At 60.8% G+C, this 14,645-nt stretch carries 4 protein-coding genes and 1 pseudogene; 4 read left to right on the forward strand and 1 reads right to left on the reverse strand.

From position 1 onward, the window contains the following. Together AK821_RS04075 and AK821_RS04080 are read left to right on the forward strand one after the other, a co-directional pair. Window positions 1-1,055, forward strand: a 1,055-nt coding sequence (locus AK821_RS04075; protein WP_177330937.1) for an Ig-like domain-containing protein, incomplete at its 5' end; no start/stop codon positions are given. A 96-nt stretch (window positions 1,056-1,151) separates the two neighbouring features. Continuing rightward, a pseudogene (locus tag AK821_RS04080) lies at window positions 1,152-1,544 on the forward strand (transposase); the annotation flags it as partial. A 260-nt stretch (window positions 1,545-1,804) separates the two neighbouring features. Here the strand turns inward: AK821_RS04080 and AK821_RS04085 are convergent. After that, complete coding sequence (locus tag AK821_RS04085) at window positions 1,805-10,426, reverse strand: retention module-containing protein (protein WP_064388302.1); 8,622 nt, start codon at window positions 10,424-10,426, stop codon at window positions 1,805-1,807. Between the two features lie 533 nt (window positions 10,427-10,959). On the opposite strand from AK821_RS04085, the gene AK821_RS04090 reads away from it, so the two are divergent. Together AK821_RS04090 and AK821_RS04095 are read left to right on the forward strand one after the other, a co-directional pair. Continuing rightward, window positions 10,960-12,318 (forward strand): TolC family outer membrane protein, encoded by a 1,359-nt coding sequence (locus AK821_RS04090; RefSeq protein ID WP_064388304.1) that lies wholly within the window; start codon window positions 10,960-10,962, stop codon window positions 12,316-12,318. 157 nt (window positions 12,319-12,475) lie between these two features. After that, the gene (locus AK821_RS04095) at window positions 12,476-14,635 is read left to right on the forward strand and encodes a type I secretion system permease/ATPase (RefSeq protein WP_064388305.1); all 2,160 of its coding nucleotides are present in this window, start codon (window positions 12,476-12,478) and stop codon (window positions 14,633-14,635) included. The last annotated feature ends 10 nt before the right edge of the window (window positions 14,636-14,645 follow it).

The following is a 14,645-nucleotide window of genomic DNA, read 5'->3' on the forward strand; positions in this document are numbered from 1 at the left end:
TTCCTCAGGGCGGTACGACCGTCGACACCACAGTCAAACTTTCAGGGGCCGGGGCTAAAGGTCAGAAAGTCCAGATCAAGGATGGCGCCACCATCAAAGGTGAGGCGACGGTTAATCTGACGACAGGCTTGTGGGAACTGACTGTGACCGGTTTGACCGTGGCCGCCCATAGTTTCACCGCCACCGCGCTGTATGGCAGTGGACAGGTATCGGCTGCGCGGACATTGACGGTAATCGCCAGTACCGCACCGACCATCACTCAGGCCCTGGACTCCAAAGGCGTGGTAATTCCTCAGGGCGGTACGACCGTCGACACCACAGTCAAACTTTCAGGAGCCGGGGCTAAAGGTCAGAAAGTCCAGATCAAGGATGGCGCCACCGTCAAAGGTGAGGCGACGGTTAATCTGACGACAGGCCTGTGGGAGCTGATCATTACGGGCTTGAGCGTGGCTGCTCACAGCTTCACCGCCACCGCGCTGTATGGCAGTGGACAGGTATCGGCTGCGCGGACGCTGACTGTAATAGTCAAGGAACTGGCTATAGATACAACCCCTCTTCGCCTGTCAGCTTTTAAAATAAACTGGTGGAACACAAGCCCAGTACCTGGAAATTTCGCTACCAGATTACCCTCCGGTGGCACACCTCCCTATAGATATTGGTCTCGCAACATAAATGTTGCAACTGTAGACAGTCGCGGCGAAGTAACTGGAGTCAAAAACGGGTCAGCATTTATCGATGTACATGATAGCGCAGGCAAATTCGTGACTTATCAAGTTGTCGTTTCTAACGTATGGGATTTGGTAGCTAGCTTTCATGTGCCAACAGATTTAGCAACGAACATTGGGAATAGACGAGGCCACAGGCCATTCACCCAATCAGATCTAGACCATCTGAAACGCTTCAATAGTCCTATTCGATTGAGCGCTGGTGAACTGTGGTGCTGCGTTCCGCCATCAGGAGGATACTCAAGCGTATTCAATACAGTTTCGCAGAGTTTTTCTCAGGCGCATGAAACGGCGAAATACGGTTCAATTACGTTATATGCAGTGGTCTAATTTCCCCGGACACCCCGATAGGTGGAAAATACATCTATCGGGGAGTTATTCATGACCAAAAAACGCAGGGCATTCGACGACAGCTTCAAGCTGCAAGTCGTGAAGATGATCAACGATCAATTAAAAGAGGCTGGGCTGCTCGCAGATCTGAAGCGCTGCACAAACGTTGAAGGTATTGGTTTTTTGACCGGAGCCCGTTTGATCGCAACATTTCAGCGGGGCGACTTCAAAAACGCGGATGCATTTATTGCGTTTTTGGGGATGGATTTGCGCGTGTCGCAGTCAGGACAAAAGGACGGTCGCCGGCGACTGCTCCATAACGCAGCCATGTCGGCCAGCCGTACACCGGCTTGGAAAAGCTTCTACGAGGAGCAAAGAAACCGTGGGTTCAGTACGACACAGGCGCTGGTGATATTGGCTCGCAAGCTTGCGCGAGTAGTATTCGCCCTGCTGAAGGGGCAAAGCGAATACCAGCCGAAGGGAGGTTGAGGGCTTCCCCTCAACCATAGAATCTCCCACAGGGATTGAGTGAACCTGTGAGGGATTGGGTGGCTGTCAGGTGTTTATCGCGAGCAGGCTCACTCCTACAGGGGATTTTTGTCGGGCACAAAAATGGTGACCATCGCAAATCCACTGTGGGAGTGAGCCTGCTCGCGATGGCTTATTCACAGGCAATAGATATCTCCAGACAAAAAAAACCCGCCGCCCCGATCAACCGGGGCGGCGGGTTTTGTCGTTTCAGCCCTCGATCAAACCGTATCCACCTTCAACGAATGATCATTCAGCATCCCGCTGATGATCGTCGCCGTGTCGTGCCCGCTGGCGATCATTCCGCCCGCCCCCGGGGTCACGCCGTAATGGCTGGCGAGGTTGACGCCGGCGAGGTCGATGGTCTGGTTCGGCGTGGCGCCGGCCATGGCGCTGACGTCGATGCTGGTCATCACCGACGCGCCGCTGCCGGAGACGGTGAAGTGCAGGTAGTCGTCGAGCGACGCGGTGGTGCCGTTTTCGCCCTGCAGCAGTTGCGACAGGTCGAGCTTGTCGGTGCCGGGGGTGAAGTCGGTGATCAGGTCGTGGCCGCTGTTGCCCTTGAGCCACTGGAAGGTATCGGCCCCTGCGCCGCCGGTCATGGTGTTGTTGCCCATGCCGCCGATCAGCAGGTCGTCGCCACCGCCACCGTTGAGGATGTCGTTGCCGAGGCCACCGTTGATCACGTTGTTATTGTTGTCGCCGGTGAGGGTGTCGTTGAAGTTCGAGCCGATCAGGTTCTCGATCCCGGTCAGGGTGTCGGGGCCGGCGCCGAGGGTGTTTTGCGCACCGAGCAGGCCGAGGTTGACCGTCACACCGGCGGTAGCGTGGGCATAGCTTGCGGTGTCGATGCCAGTGCCGCCATCGAGCAGGTCATTGCCCGGGCCGCTGTAGAGCAAGTCGTTACCGGCGCCGCCGTGCAGCTCGTTGTTGCCGGAGCCTGCAGTGAGCACATCGTTGCCGTCGCCGGCGTTGATGATGTTGTCGCCGCTGCCGGCCACCAGCACGTCATCCCCCGCAGTGCCAGTGAGGGTGTGGCCGTCCTGATAGCTGATGCTGACGTTGGCGGTGTCGCTGCCGCCATGGTTGTCGTTGGCGGTGTAGCTGCCGTGGAAGTCCGGAGTGATGTCGTGGGCCCCGGCATAGTTGAGGGTCATGGTCAGCTGATAGTTTTCCGCCGCGTTGGGGTTACCGCCACCGCTGGGATTGGCGATGTTGGTGATGTGGATCTGATAGACGCCATCGGCCGACGCGGTGAGGGTTTGCCCATCTGCCAGGGTTGTGTAGGCGCCACCGTTGATCGAGTACTCCATGGTGACGTGACCGGCCGCCAGGTTGTGATCGAGGTTGAGGGTTTCGCCCTGGCGCAGGTTGACGGTGATGCGGTCTTCATCGTTGGCATTGCTGTTGGTCACCGCGCCGAGATAGCCACTGACCACCAGCAAGGCAGTCATGGTCGCAGCGTTGGCGCTGAACGAACTGCGCACGTTGGCCAGGTTCTGGTTGGCGGCGGTGTTGACGTTGGTGCCGGTGAAATTGATCGCGCCGGTGCCGGTGAAGTCCGCGGCTTTCGAGATCCAGCCGGTGTTGAAACTGGTCGGTGTGGCGTTGAGGGTATCGCCGTTGGGGTCGGTGTCGTTGGCCAGCAGCAGCTCGCCCGGCACGACGATGTTGCCCGAGAGCACGTTGGTGATGACGTGGTCATCCACCGCCACCGGCGGCGCATTAGGAATCACTTTTACGGTCAGCGTCGAGCTGGCGAGGTCGCCGTCGTTGTCGCTGACGGTGAAGCCGATGTTCTCGGTGATCAGCACCGCCGTGGTTTTCTGCGAGGTGTAGGTGTAGTCGCCGCTGTCGAGGTTGATCAGCAGTGTGCCGCCGTTATTGGTGGCGATGCTCAACGTGTTGTTGGCGGTGTTGAAAGTACCGTGATTGGTGCCGCCGCTTGGCGTCAACGAGCCTTGGCCGCTGAGGGCTTTCGGATCGTAGGTGTAGGTGGTGCCGTCGATCACGATGGATTTGATGAAACCACCATCAGCGCCGAAGGTGCCGCCCTCGCCCAGCAACGAACCGGTGACCGGCGCACCCTGTACGGTGCCGGACAGCACCGAGTTGAGCTGGTTGAGGTCGGTGACCACCACCGCGTTGGTGTTGGTGTGGCTGATGCCATCGTACGCCAGCGGGTCGAGGTTGGCATTGCTCACGCCGCTGCCCAGGCCAATCGCGTAGTTCTTGATGTTGTTGGCATCGAGGAAGTTTTTCAGCGCGGCTTCGTCAGCAGCGTTGATGTCGCCTTCGTTGGGTTTGCCGTCCGAGAAGAAGTAGCCGACGTTCTGCGCCCCGGTGAGTTTGCCCGAGGTGTTGAACGCGGTTTGCATCACCGCCACGGCGGCGTCGTAGTTGGTGCCGCCACCCGCCGTCAGACCGGCGAGAATCGTCTTCGCGGTCGCCACATCAACCCACACCGAGGTTCGGTCAGTGGCGTTGCTGCTGAAGGTGACGAGCTGGACTTTGACATCACCGAGGTCGTCGTACTTGTCGAGCAAGGCGCTGATCGCCTGCTTGGCCAGGGCCAACCGCGACAGGCCTGGCACGCCGGAGGCATCGGCCATACTGCCGGAGATGTCGAGAACGATGAGCAGGTTGGAATCGATCTCCACCGCCGCCACCGAGCGATCCGAGGCCACGGCTTTTGGTACGTCATCGACGATGTTCACCACGAGGGTGCTGGTGGTGCTGTTGCCCAGAGCGTCAGTGGCTTTGTAGGTGAAACTTTCGCTGAGGGTGTTGGCCCCGTCGTTGGCGCTCGGCGAGGTTTTCGGCGCCGAAGTCAACGTGTAAGTGTAGGTGCCGTCGGCATTGAGCTGGATCTGCCCGTAGCTGCCGGTGGCGCTGCCGACCAGGGTGTAGGTAATCGCGCCACTGCCGCCAGTGACCGCACCGACCAGCGTGCCGGTGGCGGTTTCGCCAGTGTTGCTCGGGTCGCTGCCGGTGACCGTACCGGGGGCCAGATCCGCGCCGTCCTTGCTCAGGTCGAGGGCTTTTTCATAGACCGTCACGTCCTGATCGACCGAGGCCAGCAGTTTGCTGTCGGCGACATTGATGGTGATGGTCGTGGTGCTTTCATCGCCGTCGCTGTCGCGGATGGTGTAAGTGAAGGTGTCGGTGGCGCCGGGTGGGCTCACCGAGTTCGGGTTGCTGTGATAGACGGCATTGCCCGCCGCGTCGAGGGTCAGGTAACCGAAGTTGCCATTGATGTTGCTGTTGAGGCCGCCGATGGCCGAAGTGCCGGTGTTGCTGCCGGCGCGCACGCCAACCACCGTGGCCGCGCCATCGGCACCACTGATGTCATTACCGAGCACGCTGACGTTGACCGTACCGCCCTCCGCCACCGAGCCGGTGTCGGGTTTGGCGGTCGGCAGGTCGTCGATGATATTGACGTTGATCTGGCCGTTGGCAGTGCTGCCATCGGTGTCCGTCGCCACCACGTTGAAGTTCTCGGTGAGGCTGTTGGCACCGTTGGCGTTCGGGTGGGTTTCGTTGTCGACCAGGGTGTAGCTGTAACTCACAACACCGGTCGCGGGGTTGTAACCAGTGACGGTGAAGGTGCTGCCCAGCGGCGAGACGACGGATTGCGGGAAACCTGCGGCAACACCGTTGGTGACCACGGCAATGCCCCCAACGGTGAGGGTTTGCAGGCCATCGAGCGCGGTCACGGTGAAGGTGCCGCTCCGGGTCAGCGCCGGGGTGTCGGGGCTGGTGCCGTCGCCGAGGTTTTTCTCGTAGACGGTGAGTTCGCCGCCGTTGACGTCGAGGCCGTTGAGCAGCACCGGATCGTCGTTGTTGTGGATGTTCAGCACCAGATTGGCGGTGCTGGTATCGCCGTCGGCGTCGGTCAGGGTATAGGTGAACGTCTCGGTGCCGTTACCGCCGCCGTGCAGGTTTTTGAAGTCGGCATCGTTGGGGTTCAGCGTGTAGGTGTATGTGCCGTTGGCGTTGAGCACCAGCGTGCCGTAAGTACCGGTGAAGGTGCCGGCGGTGATCGGCCCGGCATTCGGTCCGGTTGCGACCACATCGGCGCCTTGCACGTCGTTGGTCAGCACGTTGCCGGTCAGGGTCAGTTGCGTTTCCGCAGCGCTGTTGGCGTTGCTGTCGTTCACGGCTTTCGGCACATCATCGACGATGTTGACGACGATGGTGCTGGTGACGATGTTGCCCAGTGAATCAGTGGCCTGATAGGTGAAGGTTTCAGTCAGGCTGTTGGCGCCATCGTCGGCATGCGGCGTGGTGCTCGCCGGCGAGGTCAGGGTGTAGGTGTACGTGCCGTTGGGGTTGAGGACGATCTGCCCGTAGTTGCCGCTGGCGCTGCCGACCAGTGCATAGCTGATCGCGCCGACCGCACCAGTGACCGAGCCGACTAGCGTGCCGGACGCAGTTTCGCCGGTGCTGGTCGGGTCGCTGCCAGTGACCGTACCGGGCGCCAGATCCGCGCCGTCCTTGGTCAGATCCAGCGCTTTCTCGAAGACGGTGACGTCGGTGTCGCTGGTCGCACACAGTTTGCTGTTGGCGACATCGATGGTGATGGTGGTAGTGCTTTCATCACCGTCGGCATCGCGCACGGTGTAGGTGAACACATCCACTGCGCCCGGGCCGTTCACGACGTTGGGATTGCTGTGGTAGACGGCGTTGCCGTTGGCGTCCAGGGTCAGGTAGCCGTAGGTGCCGTTGATGTTGCTGTTGAGGCCGCCGATAGCCGAGGTCGAGGTATCGGAGCCGGCGCGCACACCGACTACCGCACCGGTCACGGCCGGGCCATCGGCGCCGCCGATGTCATTGTTCAGCACATTACCGCTGACCGTGCCGCCCTCCGCCACCGACGCCGCGTCAGGGTGGGCGCTGGGCAGATCATCGACGATATTGACGTTGATCTGGCCGTTGGCAGTGCTGCCATCGGTGTCCGTGGCAACGACGTTGAAGTTCTCGGTGATGCTGTTGGCGCCGTTGGCGTTCGGATGGGTTTCGTTGTCGACCAGCGTGTAGCTGTAACTGACCACGCCGGTAGCGGGGTTGTAACCGGTGATGGTCAACGTGCTGCCGAGCGGCGTGACGACCGATTGCGGGAAGCCTGCCGCCACGCCACCGCTGACCACGTTGATGCCGCCCACGGTCAGGGTCTGCAGACCGTCGAGGGCGGTGACGGTGAAGGTGCCGCTCTGGGTCAGCGCCGGGGTGTCTGGAGCGGTGCCGTCGCTGAGGTTTTTCTCGTAGACAGTGAGTTCGCCACCGTTGACGTCGAGGCCGTTGATGATCACCGGATCGTCGTTGTTGTGGATCTGCAGCACCAGATTCGCCGTGCTGGTATCGCCGTCCGAGTCGGTGATGGTGTAGGCGAAGGTTTCCGTGCCGTTGCCGCCGCCGTGGAGGTTTTTGAAGTCGGTGTCGTTGGTGTTCAGCGTGTAGGTGTAGGTGCCATTGGCGTTGAGCACCAGGGTGCCGTAAGTGCCGGTGAATGTGCCGGCCGTGACTGGCCCGGTCGGTACGCGGTCAGCACCTTGCACATCGTTAGTCAGCACGTTGCCGGTCAGGGTCAGTTGGCTTTCTGACGCTGTTCCGTTGCTGTCATCGTTGGCCTTCGGCAGGTCGTCGACGATGTTCACATCGAGCGTGGCGTTGGCTGTGGTGCCGTTGTCATCGACCACGGTAACGGCGAACTGCTCCGGCAGATTGTTCGCGCCGTTGGCCGTCGGGTGCGCTTCGTTGTCGACCAGCGTGTAGCTGTAACTGACCACGCCAGTGGTGGCGTTGAAACCGGTGATAGTCAGCGTACTGCCCAGCGGCGTGGTGACCGATTGCGGAAAGCCTGCGGCTACGCCGTTGGTGACGACAGCAATGCCGCCGACGGTGAGCGTGGTGACGCCGTCCAGTGCGGTGATGGTAAACGTGCCGTTTTGGGTCAACGCCGTGGAGTCGGGTGCGCTGCCGTCCGTGAGGTTTTTCTCGTAGACGGTGAGTTCGCCGCCATTGACGTCGAGGCCGTTGAGCAGCACCGGATCGTCGTTGTTGTGGATGTTCAGCACCAGATTGGCGGTGCTGGTATCACCATCCGAGTCGGTGATGGTGTAGGCGAAGGTTTCCGTGCCGTTGCCGCCGCCGTGGAGGTTTTTGAAGTCGGCGTCGTTGGTGTTCAGCGTGTAGGTGTACGTGCCATTGGCGTTGAGCACCAGGGTGCCGTAAGTGCCGGTGAATGTGCCGGCCGTGACTGGCCCGGTCGGCACACGATCAGCGCCTTGCACGTCGTTGGTCAGGACGGTGCCGGTCAACGTCAGTTGGCTTTCTGACGCTGTTCCGTTGCTGTCATCGTTGGCCTTCGGCCGGTCGTCGACGATGTTCACATCGAGCGTGGCGTTGGCTGTGGTGCCGTTGTCATCGCCCACGGTAACGGCGAACTGCTCCGGCAGATTGTTCGCGCCGTTGGCCGTCGGGTGCGCTTCGTTGTCGACCAGCGTGTAGCTGTAACTGACGACGCCGGTGGTGGCGTTGAAACCGGTGATGGTCAGCGTACTGCCCAGCGGCGTGGTTACGGATTGCGGAAAGCCTGCGGCGACGCCGTTGGTGACCACGGCGATGCCGCCGACGGGCAGCGGGGTGACGCCGTCCAGTGCGGTGATGGTGAACGGGCCGTTTTGCGGCAGTGCAGTGGAATCCGGTGCGCTGCCGTCCGTGAGGTTTTTCTCGTAAACGGTGAGTTCGCCGCCATTCACGTCGAGGCCGTTGATGATCACCGGATCGTCGTTGTTGTGGATCTGCAGCACCAGATTCGCCGTGCTGGTATCGCCGTCCGAGTCGGTGAGGGTGTAGGTGAAGGTCTCGGTGCCGTTGCCGCCGCCGTGGAGGTTTTTGAAGTCGGCATCGGTCGGGTTCAGCGTGTAGGTGTACGTGCCATTGGCGTTGAGCACCAGGGTGCCGTAGGTACCGGTGAATGTGCCGGCGGTGACTGGGCCGGTCGGCACACGGTCGGCGCCTTGCACGTCGTTGGTCGGGACGTTGCCGGTCAACGTCAGCAAGGTTTCAGAAGCGGTCGATGGGTTGCTGTCATCCACGGCTTTTGGCAGGTCGTCGACGATGTTCACATCGAGGGTGCCATTAGCAGTGCTGCCGTTGTCATCGACCACGGTGACGGCAAACTGCTCAGCCAGGTTATTCGCGCCGTTGGCGGTTGGATGCGCTTCGTTGTCGACCAGGGTGTAGCTGTAGCTGACCACGCCCGTGGTGGCGTTGAAACCGGTGATGGTCAGCGTACTGCCCAGCGGCGTGGTCACGGATTGCGGGAAGCCTGCGGCGACACCGTTGGTGACCACGGCGATGCCACCGACGGTCAGCGTGGTGACGCCGTCCAGTGCGGTGATGGTGAAGGTGCCGTTTTGGGTCAGCGCGGTGGAATCCGGTGCGCTGCCGTCAGTGAGGTTTTTTTCGTAGACCGTCAGCTCGCCGCCCTCGACGTTCAAGCCGTTGATGATCACGGGGTCATCATTGTTGTGGATCTGCAGAACGAGGTTTGCCGTGCTGGTATCGCCATCGGCATCAGTGAGGGTGTAGGTGAAGGTCTCGGTGCCGTTGCCACCGCCGTGCAGGTTTTTGAAGTCGGCATCGTTGGTGTTCAGCGTGTAGGTGTACGTGCCGTTGGCGTTGAGCACCAGCGTGCCGTAAGTACCGGTGAAAGTGCCAGGCGTGATCGGCCCGGCATCGGGGCCGGTGGGCACGCGGTCGGCGCCTTGCACATCGTTGGTCAGGACGTTGCCGGTCAACGTCAGCAACGTCTCGGAAGCCGTGCCATTGTTGTCGTCGACCGCGCGCGGCACGTCGTCGGTGATGTTGACGTCAAGGGTGCCGGTGGCGGTGTCGCCATTGTTGTCGCCGGCAATCACGGTGAACTGTTCGCTGAGGCTGTTGGCGCCATCGCCGGCAGCGTGGGTTTCATTGCCGTTGAGGGTGTAGCTGTAGCTGACCGCGCCCGTCGCCGGGTTGTAGCCGGTGATGGTCAGGGTGTTGCCCAGTTGCGTGGTGATCGATTGTGGAAAACCGACCGGCACGCCGCCGACAAGGACGTTGATGCCGCCAATGCTCAGGCTGCTCAAGCCATCCGGGGCTGATACCGTGAAACTGCCGCTCTGCGTCAGCGCTCCCGGGTTGGCCGCCGAACCGTCAGGCAGATTGGCTTCGTTGAGGTTCAGTTCACCGCCCGGCACGGCGAGGCCGTCGATGATCACTGGACTGTTGACCACCAGCGGTGGCGGCGGCGTGATCGGCGCGGCATTGTCGTCGCCGTTGTCGATCACCGCGTTATGACGCTCTTCAGGAAACTCGGGAATACCGCCGAACCCGGCAGTGGGGAAGCCGATGATCGGATCTACACGCCCGCCGACTTCAGTCAGCAGAACAAAGCTGTGGCCGCCACCTGCCTCTCCCGGTGCACCGCCGGGGGCATTGGGGCCGGCAGCCGTGGCTTCAGCGGTTTTGCTGGGGTCATCACCCGCGGCAATGGCTTTCTGGATTTGCTCGACGTCGGTCAGTTGCGCTTCGCTCGGGGTCACGGCCTCCGCAACGTTCACATGAGCGGCCTGATCCGCCAGCAACTGGCCGGTCATGGTCAGGCTGCTGTCGCGACCCAAGGTCAGCTCCTGACCGTTCTGCAGTTTCACCGCCACCGCGCCTTCAGCGCCGGTGATCAGTTGATCGCCTGCAAATAAACGGTCGCCCTCAACCAACGGACGCTTGATGCCGTCGGCTGCCTGCGCGAATACCTGACCAATGACTTTTGTGACGGTACCGATGAGCGTTGCCATGTGAAATCCTCCGCTGCCGACCACCGTCAGCACTGGTTCGCGAAGCAGCCCATGGCTCAATCGGGTTGTCGGAGGCGACGCTCGCACCCTCGACAGTTCGTTTCGCAGGAGTTGTTTGAAGAGAAATCCTAGCGCTATCAAGCACTTGCGAATCCTGATTCAAACAGCCCGCCCACTAACGCTACGTAACGGTGGTGAATCACCCGAGTGACAAAAATCTGTCGCTCTTTCGCCGCTACGCGTCCCTCCCCTTCAGCAGTACTTCGCCGTATGTCGCAAAGTGAGTGGAACTTTCCTCAAGCCTTTCTGAGCTCCCTAAAGCGCATAAAACAAAGGCTTTCGTGCTGAACAATGTGCTGGTTTTGCTAAAGCGCATAAGTTTTTTTCGGCATAAGCCTTATGAAAAATTTTTCTTAGCTACGCTCTAGGATGTTCTTAGCTCTGTTGTTACAAGAGTGAAACGCTTAGACCTACAAATATCGTCAAATATTTGGCGACAGTAACACACCATCAGGACTCAGGGAGATGCACCCATGCGCGTTCTAACCCCCCTCTGCAGCGCGGTTTTGCTGGCCATGGCTTGCACTTCTCAAGCCCAGGCCATGAACCTTACCGAGGCTATTCAAAGCACCATCGCCACTCACCCGGAACTGGCTTCGCGCGTGGACGCCCGCCTGTCGGCAGATGAACAAGTCAAAGTCGCCAAGGGCGGCTTCTATCCGTCGGTCGATTTGAATGCTGCGTATGGCCGTGGCTACAGCGACAACACCAACACCCGGGCCTTCGGAAATCACCACACCGAAATCCTCAATTACACCCAGTCCGAGCTGCGTCTGCGGCAGATGCTGTTCGACGGCTTCAACACTGCCAACGAAGTCGAGCGCACCAAAGGCGTGTCCAATTCGCGCGCGTACTACGCGCAAGGCACCGCACAGGACCTGGCCCTGCGCACCATCGAGGTCTACCTCGAAGTACTCAAGCGTCGCGAGCTGGTGACCCTGGCCAAGAACAACCTGCAGGCGCATTTGCGGGTCAACGACCAGATCGGCCTGCGCACCGAGCGTGGCGTCGGCAGCACCGCCGACTCGGATCAATCGGTCGCCCGTAAGGCGTTGGCACAGAACAACCTCGATACCGCCGAAGTCGATCTGGCCGACGCCGAATCGAACTTCTACAGCGTGGTCGGGCGCATGCCCGATGAGCTGGAAACCCCGGCCTCGACCCGTGGCGAATTACCGACCAGCCTGCCGGAAGCCCAGCAGAGCATGGTCGAAAACAACCCGTACCTGAAATCCGCCCAGGCTGACGTGCAATCGGCCGAGAGCCAGTACGAAGTCGCCAAGTCGCCGTTCTATCCACGCTTCGATGCTGAAGCCGCCGTCGGCGCGAACAACAACGTGCAGGGCGATGAAGGCCACGACAACGAATGGCGTGTGGGTGTGGTGATGAACTACAACCTGTTCCGTGGCGGCAGCGACAAGGCACGACTGGCCTCCGATGCGCACCAGATCAACCAGGCGATGGACATCCGCAACAACGCCCTGCGTCAGTTGAACGAGAACATTCACCTGGCGTGGAACGCCATGGTCAACGCGAAGAAACAGACCCCGACCGCCCGCGAATATGCGGAAACCACCAAACGCGTTCGCGCCGCGTATCAGGACCAGTTCGGCTTGGGCCAACGCACCCTGCTCGACTTGCTCGACAGTGAAAACGAGCTCTACAACGCCAACCGTCGCTACACCGAAATCCGCTACACCGAGGAATATTCGATGTACCGCGTGCTGGCGAACATGGGCCAGTTGCTGAGCAAACAACGGGTGGTGTTGCCGGCCGATGCGATTGCCGCGACCGAGGTCAAAAACGAAGCGCGGCTGCCTGAACTGAAATAAGTCCCCTGTTGATCGTTCCCACGCTCTGCGTGGGAATGCCTCAATGGACGCTCTGCGTCCGCTTTGGGACGCGGAGCGTCCCGGGCTGCATTCCCACGCGGAGCGTGGGAACGATCAATGTGTGGATTCCCGTGCCCGTTCAACAGAGGCGATCAATATGACCAGCATGGAACCCGGCCACTCCGGGATTGATCCGCGGCTGAGCTTCGATGATCCGTTACTCGACGGTCTGTTGATCCTCTGCAAACTGCATGGCGCCATCGTCAGTCGGGCCAGCCTGAGCGCCGGGCTGCCCTTGAACAAACAACGCCTGAGCCTGGATTTGCTGCCGCGCGCCGCTGCCCGGGCCGGGTTGCAGGCGCGCATCTTGCGCCGCGATCTGAAAGATATTTCACCGCTCAACCTGCCGATCCTGTTGCTGCTCAACGATGGCCGCACCGCCGTGTTGCGGCGTTTCGGCGATGACGGCAAAGCGCTGATCCTGCCCAGCGAAGCCGATGGCGGCGAGCAATGGATCAGCCGCGAAGAACTCACCGAGCACTATAGCGGCCAGGCCTTGTTCGCCCGTCCGCGCCACGAACTCGAAGACCTGCGCTCGCCGTTGGTGCCACGGGTGCATGCGTGGTTTCGCGACACGTTGAAACTGTCAAAATGGCTCTACAGCGATGCGATTCTCGCGAGTTTCCTGATCAACCTTTTAGGCCTGATGGTGCCGCTGTTCGTCATGCAGACCTACGACCGCGTGGTACCGAATCAGGCCACTTCGACCTTGTGGGTGCTGTCGATCGGGCTGCTGATCGGCACCGGTTTCGAGCTGGTGTTGCGGGTGGTGCGTGCACACTTGCTCGACACTGCCGGCAAGAAAACCGATGTGATCCTTTCCGCGACTTTATTCGAACGCATCACTGGCATGTCGATGAAGGCGCGGCCGGCGACCATCGGCGGTTTTGCGCAGAGCATTCATGACTTTCAGGGCCTGCGCGAATTTCTCACGGCAGTGACGCTGACCAGCCTGATCGACCTGCCCTTCGTGGTGTTGATGCTGGTGGTCATCGGTTTGCTCGGCGGCTGGCTGGTGGTGATTCCGCTGCTGGCGTTTCCAATCACCATCATCTTCGCGATGATCATTCAGGTGCGTCTGCGTGACACCGTGCAAAAGAGCCTGAGCCTCGGTGCCGAACGCCAAGCGGTGCTGATCGAAACCCTCGGTGGCCTGGAAACCCTCAAGGCTTGCAGCGCCGAAAGCGAGCGCCAGCACAAATGGGAAAGCACCCACGGCGCCCTCACCCGCCTCGACAGCCATGCGCGCAACCTGTCGGCGCTGGCCACCAACGGCACATTGTTCATCCAACAATTCTCAGGGATGGCGACCATTGTCGCCGGGGTCTACAGCATCATCGCCGGCAATCTCAGCGTCGGTGCGCTGGTCGCCAGTTACATGCTCGGCAGCCGTGTGCTCGCGCCGCTGGGGCAGATCGCCGGGCTGATCACGCGCTATCAGCAAGCGCAACTGACCATGAAAAGCACTGATGCGCTGATGGCCTTGCCGCAGGAACGTGACGGCAAACAGCGGCCATTGGAGCGCACGCAGTTGCAAGGCGCGCTGGACGTCAACGGCGTGACCTTCCATTACAACGGTCAAAATGCGCCGGCGCTGAGCAACGTCACCTTCAGCCTGAAACCCGGCGAGCGGGTCGGCATCATTGGCCGCAGCGGTTCGGGCAAAAGCACCTTGGCGCGATTGGTCATGGGCTTCTACGAACCCGAAGAAGGCCAACTGCTGCTCGACGGCCTCGACCTGCGCCAACTCGATGTCGCCGACCTGCGCCAGCAGATCGGTTATGTCGCCCACGACCTGCCGCTGCTGGCCGGCAGCCTGCGTGACAACCTGACCCTCGGCGCACGTTACATCAGCGATTCGCGGATGCTCGAAGTGGCCGAACTGACCGGCGTGACCGAACTCGCTCGCCAGCATCCGCAAGGTTTCGATCGGCCGGTGGGCGAGCGCGGACAATTGCTCTCCGGCGGCCAGCGCCAGGCCGTGTTGCTGGCGCGTTCGCTATTGCTTGATCCGCCGATCATGCTGCTCGACGAACCCACCAGCGCCATGGACAACAGCAGTGAAGACTTGCTGCGGCAGAAACTGCATGGCTGGGTGCAAGGCAAAACCTTACTGCTGGTGACCCACCGCACTTCGATGCTGAGTCTGGTGGACCGGTTGCTGGTGCTGGACAACGGCCGGGTCGTCGCCGACGGTCCGAAAGAAGCGGTCATCGATGCACTGCGCAAGGGCCGTGTCGGCTCGGCGGCGGTCTAGGAGTTGCCCC

This window comes from Pseudomonas sp. RIT-PI-r (assembly GCF_001297015.1).
Classification (GTDB): Bacteria; Pseudomonadota; Gammaproteobacteria; order Pseudomonadales; family Pseudomonadaceae; genus Aquipseudomonas.